18 protein-coding genes are annotated in these 20,560 nt (G+C 62.7%); 8 read left to right on the top strand and 10 right to left on the bottom strand.

Features of this window, described 5'->3' with window-relative positions; translation table 11 throughout:
• Positions 1–442: 442 nt before the first annotated feature.
• Together DVK03_RS17230 and DVK03_RS17225 are read right to left on the bottom strand one after the other, a co-directional pair.
• Positions 443–1,150, bottom strand: a complete 708-nt coding sequence (locus DVK03_RS17230; protein WP_006600926.1) for a hypothetical protein — start codon at positions 1,148–1,150, stop codon at positions 443–445.
• Between the two features lie 321 nt (positions 1,151–1,471).
• On the bottom strand, positions 1,472–2,179 hold the full coding sequence (locus DVK03_RS17225; protein ID WP_233506110.1) for a hypothetical protein: 708 nt from the start codon (positions 2,177–2,179) through the stop codon (positions 1,472–1,474).
• A gap of 107 nt (positions 2,180–2,286) precedes the next feature.
• Here DVK03_RS17225 and DVK03_RS17220 point away from each other — a divergent pair, with 107 nt between their 5' ends.
• From DVK03_RS17220 to DVK03_RS17210, 3 genes are read left to right on the top strand one after another with little or no spacing between them, the layout of a single operon-like run.
• The gene (locus DVK03_RS17220) at positions 2,287–3,168 is read left to right on the top strand and encodes an ABC transporter permease (protein WP_049896187.1); all 882 of its coding nucleotides are present in this window, start codon (positions 2,287–2,289) and stop codon (positions 3,166–3,168) included.
• On the top strand, positions 3,165–3,920 hold the full coding sequence (locus tag DVK03_RS17215; RefSeq protein ID WP_008605803.1) for an ABC transporter ATP-binding protein: 756 nt from the start codon (positions 3,165–3,167) through the stop codon (positions 3,918–3,920). The genes DVK03_RS17220 and DVK03_RS17215 overlap by 4 nt, the downstream gene beginning before the upstream one ends.
• Entirely contained in the window at positions 3,917–4,498 is a 582-nt protein-coding gene (locus tag DVK03_RS17210) for a hypothetical protein (protein ID WP_115803869.1), read from the top strand. The genes DVK03_RS17215 and DVK03_RS17210 overlap by 4 nt, the downstream gene beginning before the upstream one ends.
• Positions 4,499–5,353: 855 nt before the next feature.
• On the opposite strand, the gene DVK03_RS17205 is transcribed toward DVK03_RS17210, so the two are convergent.
• Both DVK03_RS17205 and DVK03_RS17200 read right to left on the bottom strand, forming a co-directional pair.
• Positions 5,354–5,665: a fibronectin type III domain-containing protein gene (locus DVK03_RS17205; protein WP_233509324.1), complete on the bottom strand. Its 312-nt coding sequence runs from the start codon at positions 5,663–5,665 to the stop codon at positions 5,354–5,356.
• Positions 5,666–6,301: 636 nt separating this feature from the next.
• Positions 6,302–8,293 carry a beta-galactosidase gene (locus tag DVK03_RS17200; protein ID WP_115803868.1) on the bottom strand — a complete coding sequence of 664 codons (1,992 nt, stop codon included), beginning with the start codon at positions 8,291–8,293 and terminating at the stop codon, positions 6,302–6,304.
• Between the two features lie 232 nt (positions 8,294–8,525).
• Here DVK03_RS17200 and kdgK2 point away from each other — a divergent pair, with 232 nt between their 5' ends.
• Positions 8,526–9,482: a 2-dehydro-3-deoxygalactonokinase KdgK2 gene (gene kdgK2, locus DVK03_RS17195; RefSeq protein ID WP_115803867.1), complete on the top strand. Its 957-nt coding sequence runs from the start codon at positions 8,526–8,528 to the stop codon at positions 9,480–9,482.
• Positions 9,483–9,565: 83 nt separating this feature from the next.
• Here kdgK2 and DVK03_RS17190 read toward each other — a convergent pair whose 3' ends face one another.
• Both DVK03_RS17190 and gfo6 read right to left on the bottom strand, forming a co-directional pair.
• Positions 9,566–10,213, bottom strand: coding sequence for a bifunctional 4-hydroxy-2-oxoglutarate aldolase/2-dehydro-3-deoxy-phosphogluconate aldolase (locus DVK03_RS17190; protein WP_004064554.1), 648 nt, complete (start codon positions 10,211–10,213; stop codon positions 9,566–9,568).
• Positions 10,214–10,294: 81 nt separating this feature from the next.
• On the bottom strand, positions 10,295–11,368 hold the full coding sequence (gfo6, locus tag DVK03_RS17185; RefSeq protein WP_115803866.1) for a D-xylose 1-dehydrogenase Gfo6: 1,074 nt from the start codon (positions 11,366–11,368) through the stop codon (positions 10,295–10,297).
• Positions 11,369–11,488: 120 nt separating this feature from the next.
• Here gfo6 and dgoD point away from each other — a divergent pair, with 120 nt between their 5' ends.
• From dgoD to DVK03_RS17170, 3 genes are all read left to right on the top strand, one after another.
• Positions 11,489–12,643 (top strand): galactonate dehydratase, encoded by a 1,155-nt coding sequence (dgoD, locus tag DVK03_RS17180; RefSeq protein WP_115803865.1) that lies wholly within the window; start codon positions 11,489–11,491, stop codon positions 12,641–12,643.
• Between the two features lie 66 nt (positions 12,644–12,709).
• Positions 12,710–13,480 carry an IclR family transcriptional regulator gene (locus tag DVK03_RS17175; protein WP_004064559.1) on the top strand — a complete coding sequence of 257 codons (771 nt, stop codon included), beginning with the start codon at positions 12,710–12,712 and terminating at the stop codon, positions 13,478–13,480.
• A gap of 1,147 nt (positions 13,481–14,627) precedes the next feature.
• The gene (locus DVK03_RS17170) at positions 14,628–15,224 is read left to right on the top strand and encodes a SprT-like domain-containing protein (RefSeq protein ID WP_115803864.1); all 597 of its coding nucleotides are present in this window, start codon (positions 14,628–14,630) and stop codon (positions 15,222–15,224) included.
• A 29-nt stretch (positions 15,225–15,253) separates the two neighbouring features.
• Here the strand turns inward: DVK03_RS17170 and DVK03_RS17165 are convergent, their stop codons facing one another.
• On the bottom strand, positions 15,254–15,448 hold the full coding sequence (locus DVK03_RS17165; RefSeq protein WP_004043247.1) for a hypothetical protein: 195 nt from the start codon (positions 15,446–15,448) through the stop codon (positions 15,254–15,256).
• A gap of 368 nt (positions 15,449–15,816) precedes the next feature.
• On the opposite strand from DVK03_RS17165, the gene DVK03_RS17160 reads away from it, so the two are divergent.
• Positions 15,817–16,506: a DUF1028 domain-containing protein gene (locus tag DVK03_RS17160; RefSeq protein ID WP_004064563.1), complete on the top strand. Its 690-nt coding sequence runs from the start codon at positions 15,817–15,819 to the stop codon at positions 16,504–16,506.
• Positions 16,507–16,546: 40 nt separating this feature from the next.
• Here DVK03_RS17160 and DVK03_RS17155 read toward each other — a convergent pair whose 3' ends face one another.
• Genes DVK03_RS17155 through DVK03_RS17145 form a run of 3 tightly spaced genes read right to left on the bottom strand, consistent with a single transcriptional unit; the run spans position 16,547 to position 20,555 of the window.
• Entirely contained in the window at positions 16,547–18,700 is a 2,154-nt protein-coding gene (locus tag DVK03_RS17155) for an ABC transporter ATP-binding protein (RefSeq protein ID WP_115803863.1), read from the bottom strand.
• On the bottom strand, positions 18,697–19,596 hold the full coding sequence (locus DVK03_RS17150) for an ABC transporter permease (RefSeq protein ID WP_004064566.1): 900 nt from the start codon (positions 19,594–19,596) through the stop codon (positions 18,697–18,699). The genes DVK03_RS17155 and DVK03_RS17150 overlap by 4 nt, the downstream gene beginning before the upstream one ends.
• A complete protein-coding gene (locus DVK03_RS17145; protein ID WP_004064568.1) occupies positions 19,596–20,555 on the bottom strand; it encodes an ABC transporter permease in 960 nt (319 codons plus the stop codon). Before DVK03_RS17145 ends, DVK03_RS17150 begins: the two co-directional genes overlap by 1 nt.
• Positions 20,556–20,560 lie beyond the last annotated feature (5 nt).

Below are 20,560 nucleotides of genomic sequence, written 5' to 3'. Positions count from 1 at the left end.
TTCTCCGATGAGGAGACATCAGTCAGTAACGGGGGTTCGTCGTTCACGTCGACCGCTCGTTCGAAGCGACAATCCGCTGGAATCAGAAGGACGGGAGAGGACTCACCTTGCCGTCGGGTCGTCGCTTGAACGCTCGTACTGCTCCGCAGTCGCGTCACGCCGCCCTCGATAAGAGAGCCAGACGACCACGGTCAACGGAACGAACACAATCGCAACGGTAGCCGCCGGTAGAAAGGAAACGAAGGGAGCGAACACCGTCCATGAACTGATGGCGTCGTAGGACACGGACGAAGTGCGTTCGTCGCAATAGACAGTGGGCAGTTCGCGCGTTCGAGAGAAGAACCCCGTCGAAACCGATTCCGCTGGGAAGATTAGTAATCTGACCCACCGGACGGGGCAGAGTGTTTGCGGGCAAACGAACGACTGCGTACTGCGCCGTAGTTCACCCGGTCAGTTCGTCGTAGACGGCGACGGAGAACGTGAGCAGGAACGCCGACACGACACTACCGATGACCGCCGCGAGGAGACCCACGACGACGAGAAGGGGCGTCGAGAGCGTCGGCAGACCGGCCGCCGAGGCGGCGTCGGCGCTAGCCACGAGCGAGACGCCGGCGTAGACACCACCGGAAAGCGCGCCGATGACCAGTGCGAGAAGCATGTACCCGACCGTCGCCAGAAGGTTCCCTCGGACCACGCGATAACTCCGCTTGAACGAGTCGATTGCGGACGCACCGTCGATGACGATGGCCTGGCCGTAGAACTGGACGAAGAACGCCACGACGAGATACAGGAGTCCCGCAATGGCCGCCAAACCGATAAACGCCGTCCCGATAGAGCCGTGCGTCAGGAACGCCCCGAAGCCGGCCGCGACACCGACCGCACCGATGACGCCGTTGACGACGAGCAAGAGGACGTAGGCGATCAGCAACGAGAGATAGTTGGCCTTCCCGTCGGCGACGAAACGGGACAGCGAGCTACGGGTGGTCAGGGCCTCGTCGGCCATCCCGAACATGCCGCCCTGGATGAAGGGCGTCACGAGGAGGAAAACCGCGGAGATACCCAGCGAGTAGAACGTCGAGACGAGCGGATACGACGACTGCAACAGCAGCTGGGGGACTAGCAGCGCGAACACGATCAGTTGTGGGACCAACAGACCCGGAGCACGCTTGAGCGCACCCGGTGTCCGTCGGAGGGCTTGGAGGACTCCCATGGATGAGAAAACGAGGCCCGATGGTATAACCGCCGACGCTGGTTTTCTGACTCGGAAAATAAGTCAGAGTGCCGTTGTTTCGAGAGCCGGAGAACGCCACCGACGAGGAAGGTGAACGGTCTCGACGTGAATTCCGTCAATGAGACGGCTCATTGGAGAGGTCACTCTCGGGGACGTTCCCGACCCCGCATCGGCGTCCGTGAGCATTCGCTATCGCCTACTGAGTAAGAGATACACTGGCCGTGAATCGTTCAGCTCGTTTCACGCCCCCGGGACCCCAGACTGTCCATCGTTGGGGCGGAAGAGGCGGCCGATTCGTCGGGCTAGAGTGCCGAGGGCGAATCCAAGGATTCCGATGGGGATACCCCAGAGTAGTGCGAGGAACAGCGCAGTTCCGAGCGTCTCGACGGCACCGACTGTCTCGAAGTGCATCGCCGTCGTGCCGAAAAGCCGATGAAGGTTACTCGGTGAGAAGTGCGCAATCGGCAGTCCGTATCTGGAGAGACCAATCCCGAAGATGGGGCCCATCACGAGAGCTATCGTCGGCACCAACCCCGAGTTTTTCGTCGAGAAGATTGTCGCGAGCGCCACGAGCGTACTCAACCCGAGGAGGGCGACAGCGGTGGGTCCAGTGGTGCTCCAGAGACCTGCAACCCACTGACTGAGACTGTGGGTGTCACCGATGACGGCGTGCTCGACGTGGCGATACCCATACGTACTCCAAATCAGGAGACCGACAACACTCGCGGTTATCGGTGCCGATAGAACTGCGATAAGCGAAGTCGTTCGGTGTCGTCCGACGGTTCCCGCCCAAATCCGTTCAACCGATGGATAGGTGGTTACGACTGCGCTGAACACGGCGTACAGCACCGAAAGCGCGGCGACGAGATGTTTGAACGCAGCGACCATGTGGCTGCGTGCTGTTCGTTCAGATGGGTTTCTTGGAGGGTCGTCGTTGCGGGGGGACACGGCGGCAAAACGTGTTCAAAGAAGTAAAAATCTTATTCCGCTTCGGAGCCGGGGTCCGATACGTCGAACGAACAGGATTTTTGTGACGGCTTCGCGTCTCTCCAGTCATGCGGTGGTCCCCGCTTGCACGCAGCGAATACCGGACAGTGCTCACCTCCAAGGGGGCGTGGATACTCGCGCTCCTTGTCGTCCTCTGGGGGTTCCGACCGACATACGCCGGGTGGGACGCGGTCGGGCGAAACATCACTATCGGGTACGTCCAGATCGGCGTCGATCTGTTCCTCCCTATCGGTGCCCTCCTCCTGTCGTATCAGTCGCTCATCGATGAACGAACCACGGGCAGTATCAAGTTCCTCCTCGGATTGCCGCTGACGCGGACGCAGATTCTCCTCGGGAAGACGGGTGGCCGGTTCGTGGGCGTCGGGACGGCGGCCGTCGCGGCGACGCTCGTTCTCGCCGCTATCGGCCTCATCGAACACGGCACGTTCGCGCTGCTTCCCTTCCTCGGGACGCTCGTCGCGACGCTGTTATTCGCCGGAGTGATGGTCGCAATCGGCGTCTTCGTCTCGACGGTCGCCCGGCGGACCGTGACCGCTGCGACGGGAGTGTTCGCGTACTTCCTCGCGACGGTGTTCTGGAGTCGGATCGTCACGTCGCTCTATACTGCCGTCACCGGCGTCCCGGTCGACCCATACGACGCGCCGGCGAGCGGACCGCTATTTCTCGCGCTCAGACTGACCCCCGACGGCGCGTACAACGTCCTGACGAACTGGTTTCTCGGCGTCGGCAACTCGACGGAGCTATTCCACATCGTCTACACCAAACTCGAACCGGGGGTTTCGGTGAACGCCTTCGTCGTCGAAGCGGCGTTCGACGGCGGTGGCCCGTGGTACCTCCATCCCGCATTGAGTCTGGTCGTCCTACTCGTCTGGGCGGTAGTGCCAGTGGCCCTCGCCCGACGTGCGTTCACCCGGGGTGACGCGCTATGAACTCGACAGAGCCCGCAATCGAACTCGAAACGGTGACCAAGAAGTACGGCGACGTTCGCGCCGTCGACAGCCTCGACCTCGTGGTCGAGCGCGGCGAAACGTACGGATTTCTCGGCCCGAACGGCGCTGGGAAATCGACGACGATCGGTCTGTTGCTCGATTATCTCCGACCGACTTCGGGAACGGTTCGCGTCCTCGGCCACGACCCACGACGCGATGTCGTGGCGGTTCACGACCGCGTAGGGGTGCTTCCGGACCGATTCGGCCTCTACGAGGACCGTTCCGCACGTCAGCACGTCGCCCTCGTCGCAGAGACGAAGCGGGCCGGCGACGACCCGGAGAACCGCCTCGAACGCGTCGGACTCGGTGATGCCGTCGACGACGAGGTGGGTGACTTCTCCAGTGGAATGGAACAACGGTTGGCGCTCGCGATGGCGCTCGTCGGCGACCCGGACCTGCTCATCTTGGACGAGCCGTTCAGCGGGGTCGACCCCCACGGCGTCCGACGCGTCCGGGAAATCGTCCGCGAGGAGAACGAGCGTGGTGCGACCGTCTTCTTCTCCAGTCACGTTCTCGGGCAGGTCGAACTCGTCTGTGACCGGATCGGCGTCCTCCACGGGGGACAGTTGGTCGCCGAGGGAACGCTCGACGACCTCCGAGCACGGACTGCATCACCCAACGACGCGACGATGGAAGACGTGTTCGTCGAACTCACCGACGCCCGTGCCGACGACGGAGGTGACCGGCGATGAAGCGTCGGACGTTCGTGACTGCGAGCACACTGTCGGTCGCCGGTCTCTCCGGGTGTCTGGGTGACACCGAGTATCGAATCGCCGACACGGCTGTGGAGACGCCTCTGGAAGGGCTCTCGCTGTCAGTGGACCTCGCGGTCGCTGACGCGACGATCGAACATCCTGCGGCGCTCACGCTCTCGCTGGAGAACACGGCCGACGACCCGATTCGAATCCGGAGCTACGGCGTCTGGCCGTTCGGTGTGCTCGCACTCGCACCCTCGCTGACGCCCAGCGAAGACACGTGGAAGACGACGCTGTTCTCCCCGTCGTACGAGGCTAGCACCCGCGTCGAAGTCGGTCGCGGCGGGTCGTCACTATCGCTTGACGGGACGCCGATAACCCGGCCGCTCGATGCCGGTGAGAGCGTCAGCAGGCGATACGAACTCCGCGGCGACGACCTCTCGGGTTCGGGGACGCAATACGTCGTCGATCGGTTCGAGCGCAAAGCGTCACGATACGCGACGGGTGACGACTGGAACGCACTCGATTACCGGCTCCGTCTCAGTATCGACGAGAAGAGACGGTTTCCGTTCTAGCTGAGAGGGAGTCATAGCGCAGTTCGGCTTCGTCGGGTTCCTCGAAAGGGAAGTCACGTGAATATTCGTGGTGTTTGTACAGATAATACAATACTCCAGCTTCCGAGACCACATCACTATCAACCCATATTTTATAAATAAAACAACACTAGACGGCTCAGAGTGGTTCAGCAGTGAGCAGACAGATGATTCGTTCAAACTAGTACATCGCGAGTAGCTTGTATTGATATCGTCTGACCGTCATCAAGTTTAGTTAATCAGATTGCACTACATATATGTTGGATATAGAACATAGAGTAGCCGAAATATCTCAAAATGTGTTGTTATAGTACGTGCGCCCTCCTTCTGGATATCATCCCAACGTCGTGTGACCTCATTGGGCCTCGCAGAGTATATTGTAGAATTATAGCAATCACCGGAAGGGAAGAACTAGAATGACGGGAGGTTTCGAAGAGAATCGTTCTCGATGAGCGCAAACTCATTCACCGTTCGGCGGGTCGGCCTCCTGTCGAACCGCGAGGAGTGATAGACTGACAAACGAACCAGATATTACAAGGCAAACTTTGTAACACACTGTGCCACGGAAGCACGACAGAGTAGCCCAGATGCGCTTTGCATACTATCCGAATGCGGAGGTAGCTCACGCACTGCGGATGAGATTGTGACCCCGGCTGCGTAGCATCTTACAGCGACGCTGGGCTTCCGTCCGGCCAGTCCGCTATCTCGCCCCGTGATGGGCCGAATCAGTCTATCCGCGGGTCCAACGATCCGATCGCGGTCACACGACCGAGCCGTTTGAAACCCGCTGGCGGTATCGACACCGAAGTGTTAGCCCACAGTGAACAATCTACATGACTAGTCCATCGTCGCGTTCGACGAACCACCGGTCGTGACCCGAACGATGGTCGAGTCGGTCTTGCCGACGCTATTGACGGCCGTGAGTCTGTACTCGTAGTCACTGCCCGAACTCACGCCGGCGTCGGTGTACTGGGTGTAAAACGAATTTTCCGCGATTTCGTCCGCGACGACCTCGAAATCACCGTCGGGTGGCCGCCGATGGAGCGTGTAACTCTCCGCGCCTCGCGCCTCGGTCCACGACAGTTCGACACTCGACGACGACTCGTCAGACACCGACAGTGAGGGTGCAGACGGGTCGTTCGGTCCCACAATCGAGTACTCCTGGAGTGCGAACGCCGTGCCGTTCTCGCGGGGCCGTTCGAGTGGTATCGACAGGACCCTCTCGTGTTCCCACCGATATCTATCGTGTTTTCGACCGTCCACTCCACAGAACGGGCCCTCGTGGAGACAGTAGAGCGTCCAGTCGGTCCACCCCGAGGATGCTGTCGCCAACCCCGGCGTAGAGTTGCCCGTCGACGACGGTGTACACGTGGAGCGCGTCGTTGTCGTCGAACAGCAAATCACCGTGGTTTAGCAAGAAGAGATTGTCGCCCGAACCGACGCGTCGATTCGCCCCGAGACCGGCGACCGCGTCGGAATTAGCTTCCGAGACGAGGCGGCCTACCTCTTCGACGCGCAGTCCGGGACGGCCCTCAAGACGAAGACGGACACCCTCAACGCCCCACAGACGCAGTTGTGACGCGCTTCCGCGTGTGTACACGCGAGGAATCAACACCCCAGTACACCGAAGTCGGCGGCGACAACCAGAAGTGGACGTTCAACGCGCCGTGACGGCGAACCAGCGTCCGGTCGGTGCCTCATCGGGGCACGGTCCGGCCGTTATTCTCTTCGGCGTTCGAGAACACGCCGGGCGAGAGCCGCGTTGGCGAGTGGTCCCGTGCCGACTCACTCGGACGCGAGTCCGACACCTCGGATGGATCCGTCGAGTACCGCGGTATCGAACGCGTCGACGGTGGACTCACCGAGCAGGAACCCGGTGGAATCGGGGACGGTCAACGTCACCGGGTCGCTCGTGAAGTTAAGCGCCCACGTATAGCCGTCGCGCTCCATCACGCGCACGCCGTCCGGGAATCGCTCAGTGTACTCGACGCCGGCGGCGTCCAGTAACTCTGTCACGAGTGCGTCGGCAAGGTCGTCCCCCGGCCAGCAGCCACAGTACGTCACGCTCCCGTCTCCGGCGGCGTTCCGCACGATTGCGGTGTTTCCGGCTGCTTCACCCGTCCGGTACTCGCCTCGTGGAACTCCGACTTCGGGGGCCAGCCACGAAGCCCACGTTCGGAACTCGTACGTCGCACCGTCGTAGGAGAGTCGCGTCTCGACGTGGTCGGGAAGCGTTTCGTGACGCGCCACCTGCGCGCCGGTGAGAGCGGTGAGTGGTCCCGGCGCGAGCGACTCGTGAAGCCGGTTGTACGGGTCTTTCTCCCCCGTTCGAGCACCGAGGAGGAGACAGCCACCCGAATCGACGTAGTCGGTCAGCGCGGTCGACAGTTCGTCGGCGACGAGATACAAAGTCGGTGCGACGACCGCGTCGTACCGTTCGAGAGTCGCTTCCGGCGAGACGATGTCGACCTGCACGCCGCGGGCGCGAAGCGCATCGTAGTACGTCCGTAAGTGGTTCCAGTAGTCCCAGTCGGGCGAGAGAGGTTGCGAACGCGTCGCCCACAGGCTCTCGTAGTCGTGGACGAGCGCGACTGACGCATCGACCGAATCCAAGTCGAACAGTTCGTCGGCGGCGGTCGATGCTTCGCGGTACCCGCGGTCCGGAGAGCCGTCCTGCCGCCGAAGCCCGGCGTGGTACTGTTCTTGCCCTTGACGACAGCGACGCCAGCGGAAGTAGACGACGGCGTCCGCGCCGTGGGCGACGGCGTGGTGAGCCCACAGGCGCATCGCCCCGTCGGCCGGTTGCGGCGACTGCGGCGGCCAGTTGATGTCTCCCGGCTGTTGCTCCATCACCCAGAACGGCTTTCCTTTCGCGCCGCGCTGGAGGTCGTGGTTCATGCTCACTTGGTCGGGGTTCCCCGCTCGTAATTCGTCGACCGTCGGCGTGTCCGGCTGTCGGTCCTGCACGAACCCCGTCGGATAGGAGTCCCACGAGAGGAAATCGAGGTCGTCGGCGAGGCGAAAGGCGTCGAGTGAAAAACCACCCATGAAGTTGTGCGTGACGAACCACTCGTCGTTTGCTTCGCGGATGAGGGCTGCGTGCAGGCGGTTGTACCCGGCCACGCTGTCGTTACTAAACCGTTCGTAGGCGAGTACCCGCGAAGGGTGGTTGGCGGCCGGTGTCGGTTTTGGGGGGTCGATACTCTCGAAATCGTCGTACTGCTGGCTCCAAAACGTCGTTCCCCACGCGTCGTTGAGGTCGGCAACGCTCTCATAGCGGTCGGCGAGCCATTCGCTAAATGCCTCGCCACAGTCCTCGCAGTAGCAGGTAACCGTCTCGTGACAGCCGAATTCGTTGTCAGTCTGCCACCCGGCGACGTGGGGGTTGTCGGCGTATCGGTCGGTCAGCACGCTAACGATGCGTTCGGTCTCGGAACGGTAGGTGGGTGAGTTGAAACAGGGGAACCGACGGCTCCCCCACTCACGCGGCGTACCGTCTTGCTCTCGCTGTCGAACGTCGGGATGTTCGTCGACGAGCCATTTCGGCGGCGTCGCTGTCGGCGTGCACAGAACCGCTTTCATACCGGACTTCCCGATGAGTTCGACGGTCTCGTCTAACCACGCGAAATCGAACGTCCCTCGCTCCGGTTCGATTCGTCGCCACGCGAACTCCCCCATTCGAACGTATTCGATTCCAGCCTCGGCCATCTGACTGATATCGGTCTCCCAGCGCTCTCGCGACCAGTGCTCCGGGAAATAGCAGACACCAACTGTCATACACAATGATCAACGTGGTGAGATATAGTTCTTTCCGGTGTCTGAGCACCGATTGATATCCACTACTCGGGTCCTCCCGTACGGGGGTGCCGTCACAAATTTCGGCCCCACCGCCCGCAGTTATGTACCACCGTGAGAGACAGTCGTGCGAACACATGAACGGCTTAACTGTCGGCGTGAACGCCTCCGCTATCGAACGCGAGACCCGGTCGCAAGCCGCCGAGGGGCGTCGATGACGGCTGAACTCGTCACGTTCGGCGAGACGATGATTCGGCTGAGCCCGCCGGCGGGCGAGCGAATCGAGACCGCCCGGTCCCTCGAATTCCGGACCGCCGGTGCGGAAAGCAACGTCGCGGTCGCCGCCTCCCGTCTCGGCTGCTCCGCCGCGTGGCTCTCGAAGCTTCCAGACTCGCCGCTCGGTCGACGCGTTACCACGGAACTCCGAACACACGGCGTCGAGCCGTACGTCCGCTGGGACGACGACGCTCGCCAAGGCGCGTACTACATCGAACAGGGGCGCGCGCCGCGTCCGACGAACGTGATATACGACCGCGCCGATGCGGCAGTCACGACCGCGCGACCGGACGAACTCGCTGTCGACATCGTGGAAGACGCGGCGGCGTTCTACACCAGCGGCATCACGCCGGCGCTCTCCGAGACGCTTCGGGAGACGACCGGCGAGCTTCTGCAAACGGCGACCGAAGCGGGGACGACGACCGCGTTCGACCTCAACTACCGGTCGAAGCTCTGGTCGCCGTCCGACGCACGCGACGCGTGCGAATCGCTCTTTCCAAAGGTCGACGTCCTCGTCGCCGCAGAACGAGACATCCGCGCTGTTCTGGAACTCGACGGCGACGCGCCGACACTCGCATCGGAGTTGGCCGGCGATTTCGATTTCGAGACGGTCGTGGTCACTCGCGGGGAAGACGGTGCACTCGCCCGACACGGCGGAACGGTGTACGAGCAACCGGTCTTCGAGACGGACACGGTCGATGCCATCGGGACCGGCGACGCCTTTGTCGGCGCGTTCCTGTCGCGGCTCATCGCGGACGAACCAGTCGAAACAGCGCTCGCCTACGGCGCGGCGACCGCCGCGCTCAAACGGACAGTTCACGGCGACCTCGCGGTCGTGACGCCTGACGAAGTCGAACGCGTCCTCCGCGGAGGCGACGCCGGAATCGACCGATAACGACCACTTTCGCTGAACGTTTCGGTTCGCCGCGCGGACCGCGCTGAGACGGGAGCGCCGAACTTCCGAGCGGTGGGTGTGCGTCAGTCGCGGCGTGCGCGTTCGACCGCTTCGACGAAGGAACGCGCGTTGGTCTCGATGGTCGCGAAATCGCCGCGCGAGACGGCGTCGTTGTCTACGATTGCGCTGCCGACACCGACGGCAGTCGCTCCGGCGTCGAAGAACTCGTCGACGGTATCGAGGGCCACGCCACCCGTCGGAACCGTCGGGATGTGTCCGAGCGGCCCGCCCAGTGCGGAGACGAACTCGGGGCCGAGCGTTCCGGCCGGGAACACCTTCACCATCTCGGCACCGGCCTCGTAGGCGTTGACCGCCTCCGTCGGTGACGCGATGCCGACCATCGAAGGGGCACCGTACCTGTTACCGGTCCGGATGACCCCCTCGTCGAACGTCGGCGTGACCAAGTACTCCGCACCCGCGAGCAGCGCCGCGCGAGCTGTCTCGCCGTCGAGGACGGTTCCCGCGCCGATGGTGACCTCGTCCGCCGTGAACGACGCGGACACGTCGCGGAGCATGCCGAGGACGCCGTCCGTGTTCGCGGTTATCTCGACGGTCGAGACGCCGCCGCGCGTGAGCGCTTCGACGGTTTCGATCGCCGTGTCGGCGTCGGTTCCACGGATGATGGCGATGAGGCCGGTCTCCCGAATGCGGCGTGCTGGGTGGTGGCTCATACTAGCTCCTCTCGGACGAACGGTTTAAACGCGGTGGTCGCCCCGTCCCTCGATACCATCTCGACCCGTCGAGCCGACGGCTCAGTCGAGCGTGACCACACGGCCGGACTCGCCTGCGTCGTAGACGGCCTCGATGAGTCGCATATCGAGGACGCCGTGTTCGCCGTCGGGACCGATCGGTGCGTCGGTCAAGATGCGGTCTGCGGCGTAGTCGAACAACTCGGTCATCTGATTGACCTGCGGCGTGTCGAGCGTGACCGAAACGTCGTCGCGCGTCACTCGGATTTCGGTTTCCATGTGGAAGGCAGGCTCGACGAGAATCTCGCCGTTGGTCCCGACGATTCGGAGGCTCGTCGTCGCTTGGGCGTTTTGACTGGCGGTCGCGGCCAAGTACGTTCCGTCGTCGAACTCCACCATGAACGAGCTGTGCTCGTCGGGTACCTGGTCGAACGCGTCGTGAGAAGACTGCATGAACGCCTGCGCGGCAACCGGATCGGAATCGAGCAGGAACCGGCAGGTGTTGAGCGGATAGATGCCGATGTCCGTGACGGTCGCCCCCGGCCCCGCCAGTTCGGGGTCGAGCCGCCATTGATTCGGGTCGGAAATCAGTTCGAGCATCGCTTGCGAGTTCGTCCCGATCGCGTGGACCGGGTCGCCGATGACGCCGTCGCGAATCAACTTTCGCGCGCGTCGAATCGCGGGTTCGGTGTGCATGCGGTAGCCGACGATAAGCGGAACGCCCGCCTCGTCACACGTATCGACCATCTGCTGCCCGCGTTCACTACTGGCTTCGATCGGTTTCTCGCAGAGGACGGCCTTTCCCAACTCGGCGGCCGTTCGCGCATACGGGAGATGAAGCGCATTGGGCGAGCAGATGTACACCGCGTCGTAGGCGTCGGCGGCTTCGCCGGCGTGGAACTCGTCGTACGAGAGACCGTGTGTCGCCGTTTCGACGCCGGCCGCAACCCGTTTCGCTTTCTCCGAGGTACTGCTGACGGTGACGGTCGTCTCGCACAACTCGGACGCGCCGATAGCTGGAATCGCTTGGTCGACGGTCCACCACCCGAGCCCGATGACTGCGATGCGGACCGTCCCGTCGGAAACACGCTGCCAGTTACGGCGCTCGAAATCATCGAGGAACGCTTCTAACGACATACGAGTTGCACATCATGGATGAGTCGTTATAATATCGAGGGTTCGAAGGCGGGCACCGGCGTCACAGTCCGAGAGAAAGATTTTTTCGAGGGACACCCCAACGAATACGTATCGATCCCCATGAGTAAGATTACAGAGTATGAATTGTTCGAGGTGCCACCGCGATGGCTGTTTCTCAAGTTGGAGACGACCGACGGCGTCGTCGGCTGGGGCGAACCAGTCGTGGAGGGGCGCGCCCACAGCGTCAGGGCCGCCGTCGAGGAGTTGATGGACAACTACGTCCTTGGAACGGACCCTGCGGCAATAGAAGACCACTGGCAAGCGATGTACCGGGGCGGGTTCTATCGCGGCGGTCCGGTGTTGATGAGCGCGATTGCGGGTATCGACCAGGCGCTGTGGGATATCAAAGGGAAGCGCTTCGGAGCACCGGTCTACGAACTGCTCGGGGGGGCGACGCGAGACCGAATGCGTGTCTATCAGTGGATTGGCGGGGACCGCCCCTCAGAGGTCGCAGAACAGGCCGAACTGAAAGTCGAGGCGGGGCTGACCGCCGTGAAGATGAACGCCACGGCGGAACTCGAACGGATTGACACGCCCGCGTCGGTCCAAGCAGCGGTCAATCGACTCGAAGAGGTCAGGGAAGCCGTTGGCCCCGAAATCGACATCGGCGTCGACTTCCACGGGCGCGTCTCGAAGCCCATGGCGAAGCGGCTGGCGAAGGCGCTCGAACCGTACGAGCCGATGTTCATCGAAGAGCCCGTTCTCCCCGAACACAACGACGTGCTCCCGGAAATCGCACACCACACGACGATTCCGATTGCGACGGGCGAGCGAATGTACTCGCGCTGGGATTTCAAGCAGGTGTTCGAGAACGGCGCGGTCGATCTGGTTCAGCCAGACCTCAGCCACGCGGGTGGTATTACCGAAGTCAAAAAAATCGCAGCGATGGCCGAGGCGTACGACGTCGCACTCGCACCACACTGTCCGCTCGGGCCGATTGCGCTCGCCTCGTGCCTCCAGGTGGACACCTGTTCTCCCAACGCGCTCATCCAAGAACAGAGCCTCAACATCCACTACAACCAACGGAACGACGTGCTGGACTATCTCGAAGACAAGAGTGCGTTCGAGTACGAAGACGGCTACGTTGCGGTTCCTGACGAACTCGGGCTTGGAATACAGATGGACGAACAGTACATCCGAAAGCAGGCCGAACGCCCGGTCAACTGGCACAACCCCGTGTGGCGTCACGAAGACGGCAGCGTCGCCGAGTGGTGACCGGCCGCCGCTGTCGTTCACTAACTGTTAACAACTTATTTGTACGTCGGTCGAGTGTCGGAGGGTATGCCCAGCGCAGACGACTACGGAATCAAGGCGACGATGACGAGCCATCGAATCCTCGAGACGGTACGGAGTCGCGACCGGCCGACGTTGACGGAGATTGCGCGGGCGCTCGACCTCTCGAAACCGGCGGTCCACAAGCACCTCGCGACGCTCGAAGCTATCGGCTACGTCATGCGACGTGACGGGGGGTACGAGATCGGACTCGAACTCGTGAGTTTCGGCGTCTACGCGAGGCGACGCCAGCGGATATACGAGGTCGCCCGGTCACGGGTGGTCGAACTGGCCAACACCATGCGAGAGCAGGTCTGTCTGGTCGTTCCGGGACAGGGTAGTGAGTGGAACTGCCTCTACATGTTCACGGCCGTGCCAGCGGATGTAGACACTCCGGACCAGGAGGGGGAGATACGACCATTGCACGCGACGGCGGCCGGGAAGGTACTCCTCGCCAATATGGACAAAGACGAGGTTGCGGAGTTCCTCGACCACGACTCGCTCTCCTCGGAGACTGCGAATACGATTACCGAACGCAACGAGTTGCAGTCCAAGCTCCAAGCGATTCGCGACCAAGGAGTCGCATACGACAGACAGGAGCAATCGGACGACTATCGCGGCGTCGCCGCACCGGTCCTCGACGACGACGGTCGCCCGTTGGGCGCAATCGAAGTCCTCGGCCCTCCTCCGCGAATGAGCGGAAAGCGTCTCGAAGAGGACACCGTCGGATTGGTCGTCAGCGGAGCGAAGGACGTGGAGAATAAACTCTCTATCGACTGATAAATTTTCTATTAGTTAACAACTCGGGGGCGAGAGATAGAGATACGGGTACGGAGACCCGAATAGATGCCTATGAAGTTCATCAGGGGCAACATAGTGGATAGATAGACCGGTCGTGGGTCGGAGAGTGTTTTCTAATGGTGAACAACGATGAACTATCTGTATATGTGGCTCTGTGGGGTGGTCGGTGGAAAAAGGCGAATGAGATTACACACATAGACATGTAATTAGAAGTCGAGGATTCGAGGTCGAACTCGTGAACCGGGCAAGTGAGTTTGACAGGTCGTTCGAAGGAGTAGTATTTCGATTAATATACACACGTATCGGCACCGCGCGCGCGGCGACTGGCTTACGGCTGTGGAACTGAGTGACTCGCATGTGGTGAGCGTGGGATGCGTTTGAATGAGCTTTCGCTCAACGTAGCCAAACATACCGACCAAGCAAAATCGAAGGGTAGCAGTCAACTAATTCCGTAATTCCCCCGAGAAATACATCGGTTGGGAGGTCGTGTTTCTCCGGGAGTCAGCAGAGAACCGGAGCAGTCTACGGTTCCATACAGTCCAAACGCTGCATCGTCAAGCAGCGGTTCACGCCAGACATTATTGGTAATTTTAGACAATAATACACCGTGAAGACGTGTCAGCCTATCCGGTACTGGCGGTCGACATCGACAGTGAAACCTCAATCACGAATATCGTTCAGGTATTCGGTCATGAAGGCTAATGCTCGACTAGCCGAAAAATACTCACAGTCAGATAGATAGTAATAACTGACAGTCTACAAGGGAAAGTCACAACTCGAACCCACCGACCGGTCGAGCAAGTCTTCGATACCAAGAAAGCAAGCGTCGCTCGTTAGTGGTTCGTTCTCAGAACCACGGGTTTCGGAGGTAGAATCGAAATATCAGCTTAGAAAATATCTAAGATATCTTACTTCCGAAGGTAGGTATGCGTCGAAATGTGTAAGTCGACGTATTAACCCCGAAACCCACATTTCGCGAACACAACCTCGACAAGGAGAAGGCTGGCAACCGCCCCCGCGAGACTCAGCGAAGGCCGTGGTCACTGCGAGGCCAAGCCAGCGTCAACAGAACGCTCAGCGGAGGCGAAACAGCCATGACCGTCGGTTTCGAACGGCGAACCTGAGCGTGACCCACGGAACGAAGCGGGCGGCCGAAGCGTACGACGCAGTCGAGAGTCACGAGGAGTTGATTCGGTGGTCTCGGGCGTACTGCACGCGCGCGGTCGCAGCGCACGGTTTCGACGTGATGCTCGGCCCCATCTGCTGGGAAGTGTCCACGCGGGCGAAACGTCGCGCGGCCGCGGTGAAGACCCCGACCATCGAGAACGCCAGCGTCGGGAGGGCTATCGACTGGAGTGCACGGGCGAACGGGTTCGGGGAGTCGACGCCGCCCGAATGCACGATGTCGCTGTCGTGGCGGGCGTTCGAGTCGTTCGACCGCGAGGAGTGGTCCGCGACGCTCCGACACGAACTCGTCCACGTCGAGCAGTTTCAGGCGTTCGGCGCGACCGACCACGGACCGGCGTTCAAACGCCGCGCCGAGGCGGTCGACGCCCCGGTTCGCGTCCGCCGGTTCGCGGAGCCGAAGTACACCCTCTCTTGCGAGGCCTGCGGCGCTGACGTTGCCTACCGCTACCGCGAGTGTAAACTGGTCCGCGAGTCGTCGGCCTATCGCTCCGCGTGTTGCGAAGCGCCGCTACACTGTCGAAAACGGCGGGAGTAGCAGGCGGGAGTCGCCCGCCCCGCGAGCGACTATCGGCTCGGCGGGTGCGCCCGCGCCTCCCGAATCGCCACGAAGGCGACCGCGAGGACGAACACGAGCGCCAAGAAGAACTCGACGCCGGGAACGGTCCCGGCGATAGCCCAAACGTACACGTCCTCCGCGCCGAGGATGACGAACAGCGCGACGAGAATCACCACGCCGGTTCGACCGATGCCGAGTCTCATACGTCGATTTTGCCACCGCGACAACATAAGCGTTGGAGGCGACTGTCGTCTCGTGAGAGACAGTGGCATTGCTGATTTAACGAATACTACGTGGCGATTGACGACAAGAGAGTTGTATTGTGGCAGAAAAATTAATATTCAGGAACAATACAAATATTCAAAGAGAATATAAGAATATTCGAGTTAAAATAGTTCGAGTCTAAGAAATGATTTTGTTAAGAATTGATGTTTATTCGAAATACTGCGTAGTCTGTGAGAAGCGAGAAGAGACTCGAAGCCGACGAAATCGGGAGGCCACCACCGTTACCACACGCTGCGAGAGGAGACTATTTACCGCGCGAGCGTGACCGGAAACCAGTATCGAACCCATGCGACACGTCCCAGGAACCTTCTCGATAGCGGCGCGCGACCCCGAGGCGAACGTCTACGGCGCGGCGGTGACGACCGGAACCGTCGCCGTCGGCGCGACCTGCCCCTACGTGAGCGCCGGCGGCGCGGCGGTCACGCAGTCGTACACGAAGCCCGAACACGGCCGCGACGCGGTCGCCCGCGCGGAAGCCGGCGAGCGCATCGACGACGCCTTCGAATCGCTCCTCGACGACGACGACCACGCCGCCTACCGACAAGTCCACGGCGTCGGCGCGGGCGGCGAGTTCGCCTTCACCGGCGGCGAGTGCGTCTCGTGGGCCGGCCACCGCGTCGGCGACGACTACACCGTTGCGGGCAATATGCTCGCCGGGGAGGGTGTCGTCAAGGCGACCGCCGAAGCCTACGAGGCCGCCGACGGCGACATGGCCGAGCGACTCGTCTCGGCGCTCGAAGCCGGCGAATCGGCGGGCGGCGACGACCGCGGCGAGCTGAGCGCCGCGCTGCTCGTCCACGCGCCGACGCCGGAGTTCTACCACAACCTCCGTGTCGACCTCTCCGACGACCCGGTGGCCGACCTGCGCGGCCTGCTCTCGGAGGCGCGGCGCGCGAAAGCCCAGATTCGACGGGAGACGGACGCGCAGTTCGGTGACTACCCGGACGAGATTCTGGAGTTCGGCGTCAAGTACTGAGTCGACCGCGGCGCTAAAAAAAGTGACCGCGCGGGCGGCGTCAGTCCGAGTCGGCCGGGCTGGTCTCCGCGCGCTTCGACGGCGTGATAAACGAGTCGCGTTGGCTCATCTCCTCGTCGGAGAGGTGACAGGAGATGTAGTGGTCGCCGCCGTCGACGGCTTCGAGTTCCGGGAGGTCCTGCTCGCAGACGTCGCCGATTTTCTTCGGACAGCGCGTCTGGAACGGGCAGCCCGACGGCGGGTTGATGGGACTCGGGACGCTCCCCTCCAGCAGGATGCGGTCCGTCTCGCGGTCCGGGTTCGCGTGGGGGACCGCGGACAGGAGGCTCTCCGTGTAGGGGTGGAACGGCGGCGAGAACACCTGCTCGATGCTCCCGAACTCCGCGATTTTCCCGAGGTACATCACGGCCACGCGGTCGCAGATGTGCCGGATGACGCCGATGTTGTGCGAGATGAACAGGAACGAGATGTTCTCGTCTTCCTGAATCTCGTTCAGGAGGTTGAGAATCTGCGCCTGCACGCTCACGTCGAGCGCCGACACGGGCTCGTCGCAGACGATGAGCTTCGGTTCGACCGCGAGCGCGTGCGCGATGGCGACGCGCTGTTGTTGGCCGCCGGAGAACTCGTGGGGGTACTTGCTCGCGGCGGCCCGCGAGAGGCCGACGCGTTCGAGCAGGTCGCCCACGCGCTCGCGCTTTTCCTCGCCGGTGGCGATGCCGTGTTTCTCCATCGCGCGCCCGACGATTTGGCCGACGGTCTTCCGCGGGTTGAGCGAGCTCTGGGGGTCCTGGAATATCATCTGCATCTCGCGGCGCAGACTCCGAATCTCCGAGGAGCCGAGTTCGTGGAGCGGCTGGCCCTCGAAGTACACCTCGCCGTCGGTCGGTTCGAGGAGCCGGAGCGCGGTGCGAGCGACCGTGGACTTCCCGCAGCCGGACTCGCCGACGAGCCCGACGGTCTCGCCGGGGTAGACGTCGAAACTCACGTCGTCGACGGCCTTGACGTGCCGCCGTTCGACGGTCGGCAGGCCGCCGCCCTCCCACGAGAGGTGGACGTTGCCGAGGATTCCTTCGCCGGCGTCGAAGTATTTCTTCAGGTTCCGCACCTCGAACAGCGGCTCGCCGGTGCGGTCGATGTCGCGGCGACCGGCCCCGGCTTCGGGGACCGTGCTCTCCGAGAGGTCAAGGTCGTCGGCGTGGAGACACGCCGCGCGCGACGAGCCGTCGCCGACGGGGTCGAGCGACGGGTCGCCGCCGGTCCGACACGCCTCGGTGGCGTGCGGACACCGCGGCGCGAAGTTACAGCCGCTCGGGAGGTCCCCGAGGTCGGGCATCGCGCCGTCGAGCGTCGGCAGTTCGTCGTAGTCGGTGTCGACCTCCGGGATGGAGTCGATGAGCGAGCGGGTGTAGGGGTGTCGCGGGCGGTCGAACAGGTCGCCGAGTTCGGCCGTCTCCACGAGGTTCCCGGCGTACATGACGCCGACGTGGTCGCACGTCTGGGCGACGACGCCGAGGTTGTGGGTAATCATCAGCACGGCCGTCCCCTCGCGCTCCTGCATCTCGTTGAGCAGGTCGAGAATCTTCGCCTGCGTCGTCACGTCGAGCGCGGTGGTCGGCTCGTCGGCGATGATGAGGTCCGGCTCGCAGGAGAAGCCGATGGCGACGAGGACGCGCTGGCGCATCCCCCCGGAGAACTCGTGGGGGTAGTCGTCGATGCGCTCTTCGGCGTCGGGAATGCCGACATCGTCCATCGACTCGATGGCGAGCTGGCGTGCCTCCGACTTGGAGACGTCCTGATGGCGGCGAATCGTCTCCGTAATCTGCTCGCCGACGGTCATCACCGGGTTGAGCGACGACATCGGGTCCTGCGGAATCATCGCGATGCGGTTGCCGCGGATGTCGCGCATCTCGGCTTCCGTCTTCTGGAGGAGGTCTTCGCCGTCGAAGACGACCTGTCCGCCGGTGATTTCGCCGGGCGAGTCGATGAGGCGCATGAGCGACCGCGCCGTCACGGACTTGCCCGCGCCCGATTCACCAACGAGACCCATGGTCTCGCCGCGGTCGAGCGAGAACGACACCTCGTTGGAGGCGACGATGGGTCCGCCCTCGGTGCGGAACTCGGTTCTGAGTCCGCGCACGTCGAGCAGCGGGCCGTCGTCGGCCTCGGCGTCGGTCGCGGTACTGGGTGCGCTCATTCTATCGCCTCCACTTTGGGGTCGAGCACGTCACGCAGTCCGTCGCCGAGCATGTTGAACCCGACGACGGCGATGCCGATAGCCAGCGCGGGGAACAACAACATCCACGGCGCGGTCTCCATGAAGCCGCGACCGGTGTTGATCATCAGCCCCCACGACGGCCGCGGGGGTTGCGCGCCGAGGCCGAGGAACGACAGGCTCGCCTCCGCGAGGATGGCGAACGAGACGTTCAGCGACCCCTGCACCAGCATGGGAGCCATGCAGTTCGGGAACACCTCGCTGAAGACGATGCGCGAGTCGCTCTCGCCGCGGGCGATTGCGGCCTCGACGTACGCCTCGTTGCGTTCGGCCAGCGCCGCGCTCCGCGAGACGCGGGCGATGTACGGCGTGTAGACGAACGCGAGCGCGATGATGACGTTACTCAACTCCGGGCCGAGAACGACCAAGAGCGTGAGCGCGAGCAACACCGGCGGGAACGCCATCGCGGCGTCCATGACGCGCATCAGTATCTCGTCGGTTAGCCCGCCGGCGTAGCCGGCGACGACGCCGACGACCGCGCCGACCGCGAGCGCGCCGGAGATAGCGCCGAAGCCGACGTACAGCGAGATGCGGCTGCCCATGACGACGCGGCTGAAGATGTCGCGGCCGAGGTCGTCGGTGCCGAACGGGTGTTCGACCGACGGGGCCTGCGAGCGGTCTTCGATGTTCGTCGCGTCGATGGGGTACGGCGCGATAACCGGCGCGAAGATGGCGACGAGTACGAGCAGCACCACGATGGAGAAGCCGAGCATCGCCTTCGTGTTACTGCGGAACTTCCGGACGAACCGGGCGATGCGGTCGCGCTGTGACTGCGTGATGGTGAAGCGACCGCGGTCGGTCTCCTGTTCGGTCGCCATCAGTCGTCACCTCCGTAGCGGATACGGGGGTCGAAGTACGCGTACAGCAGGTCTGCGGCGAAGTTCGAGAACATGTAGATGAGTGCGACCACGAGGATGCACCCCTGAATCAGGGGGATGTCGCGGCTCTGAATCGCGGTCAGCGTCAGCCGACCGATGCCGGGCCAGAAGAACACCTCTTCTAACACGACGACCCCGCCGAACGCGTAGCTGAACTGGAACGCGATGACCGTGATGACGGGGATGATTGCGTTCTTGAGCGCGTGGCGGAGGACGATGACCCGTTGGCTCATCCCCTTCGCACGCGCGAGATTGATGTACTCCTCGCTCAGCACCTCCAGCATCGACGACCGGGTCATCCGCATGATGTAGGCGGTGAGCGCGAAGCCCATCGCCCCCGCGGGGAGGACGAGTCGCGTGAGCGACCCGACGAGGTCCTCGCTCGGGGAGACGTACCCCCCGGTCGGAAAGAGGTTCAGCCAGACGGCGAACACCAGGATGAACACCAGCCCCCACAGGAAGATGGGCATCGAGATGCCGACAAAGGCGAACATCGAAGCGCTCACGTCGGGCGCTTCGTTCTGGTTGACGGCGGCGTAGACGCCGAGCGGCACCGACAGCACGACGGCGACGAGCGTCGCGGCGACCGCGAGCATCATCGACCGCGGCAGGCGCTCGGCGATGAGCTGTGCCACGGGCTCACCGAACCGGAGCGATTCGCCCATATTCCCCTGGAGGAGCCCGACGACCCAGTCGATGTACTGCACGTACAGCGGGCGGTTGAGTCCCAGTTGGGTTTGGAGCGCTTCGAGCGATTGTTCGGTCGCGTTGGGGCCCAAGATGAGCAGGGCCACGTCACCGGGCAGGATGTTGGTGACGGCGAAGGCGATGAGCGTGACGAAAAACAGCGTCACCGCCATGAACCCGACGCGCCGAACGACGTAGTTGTACATCGACATTGTGT

It is taken from the genome of Haloferax sp. Atlit-109R (genome assembly GCF_003665865.1).
In the GTDB taxonomy this organism is placed as follows: domain Archaea; phylum Halobacteriota; class Halobacteria; order Halobacteriales; family Haloferacaceae; genus Haloferax; species Haloferax volcanii.
The sequence above is the reverse complement of the archived record's forward strand: the minus strand, read 5'-3'. Positions and strand labels throughout refer to the sequence as shown.

What these genes read in the sequence shown, in the direction of transcription:
- kdgK2 (WP_115803867.1), top strand. Translation starts at nt 8,526, where the DNA reads ATGACGGCTGAACTCGTCACGTTCGGCGAGACGATGATTCGGCTGAGC.
- DVK03_RS17155 (WP_115803863.1), bottom strand. Translation starts at nt 18,700, where the DNA reads ATGAGCGCACCCAGTACCGCGACCGACGCCGAGGCCGACGACGGCCCG.
- DVK03_RS17210 (WP_115803869.1), top strand. Translation starts at nt 3,917, where the DNA reads ATGAAGCGTCGGACGTTCGTGACTGCGAGCACACTGTCGGTCGCCGGT.
- DVK03_RS17150 (WP_004064566.1), bottom strand. Translation starts at nt 19,596, where the DNA reads ATGGCGACCGAACAGGAGACCGACCGCGGTCGCTTCACCATCACGCAG.
- DVK03_RS17190 (WP_004064554.1), bottom strand. Translation starts at nt 10,213, where the DNA reads ATGAGCCACCACCCAGCACGCCGCATTCGGGAGACCGGCCTCATCGCC.
- DVK03_RS17220 (WP_049896187.1), top strand. Translation starts at nt 2,287, where the DNA reads ATGCGGTGGTCCCCGCTTGCACGCAGCGAATACCGGACAGTGCTCACC.
- DVK03_RS17145 (WP_004064568.1), bottom strand. Translation starts at nt 20,555, where the DNA reads ATGTCGATGTACAACTACGTCGTTCGGCGCGTCGGGTTCATGGCGGTG.
- DVK03_RS17160 (WP_004064563.1), top strand. Translation starts at nt 15,817, where the DNA reads ATGCGACACGTCCCAGGAACCTTCTCGATAGCGGCGCGCGACCCCGAG.
- DVK03_RS17200 (WP_115803868.1), bottom strand. Translation starts at nt 8,293, where the DNA reads ATGACAGTTGGTGTCTGCTATTTCCCGGAGCACTGGTCGCGAGAGCGC.
- DVK03_RS17165 (WP_004043247.1), bottom strand. Translation starts at nt 15,448, where the DNA reads ATGAGACTCGGCATCGGTCGAACCGGCGTGGTGATTCTCGTCGCGCTG.
- DVK03_RS17175 (WP_004064559.1), top strand. Translation starts at nt 12,710, where the DNA reads ATGCCCAGCGCAGACGACTACGGAATCAAGGCGACGATGACGAGCCAT.
- gfo6 (WP_115803866.1), bottom strand. Translation starts at nt 11,368, where the DNA reads ATGTCGTTAGAAGCGTTCCTCGATGATTTCGAGCGCCGTAACTGGCAG.
- DVK03_RS17215 (WP_008605803.1), top strand. Translation starts at nt 3,165, where the DNA reads ATGAACTCGACAGAGCCCGCAATCGAACTCGAAACGGTGACCAAGAAG.
- dgoD (WP_115803865.1), top strand. Translation starts at nt 11,489, where the DNA reads ATGAGTAAGATTACAGAGTATGAATTGTTCGAGGTGCCACCGCGATGG.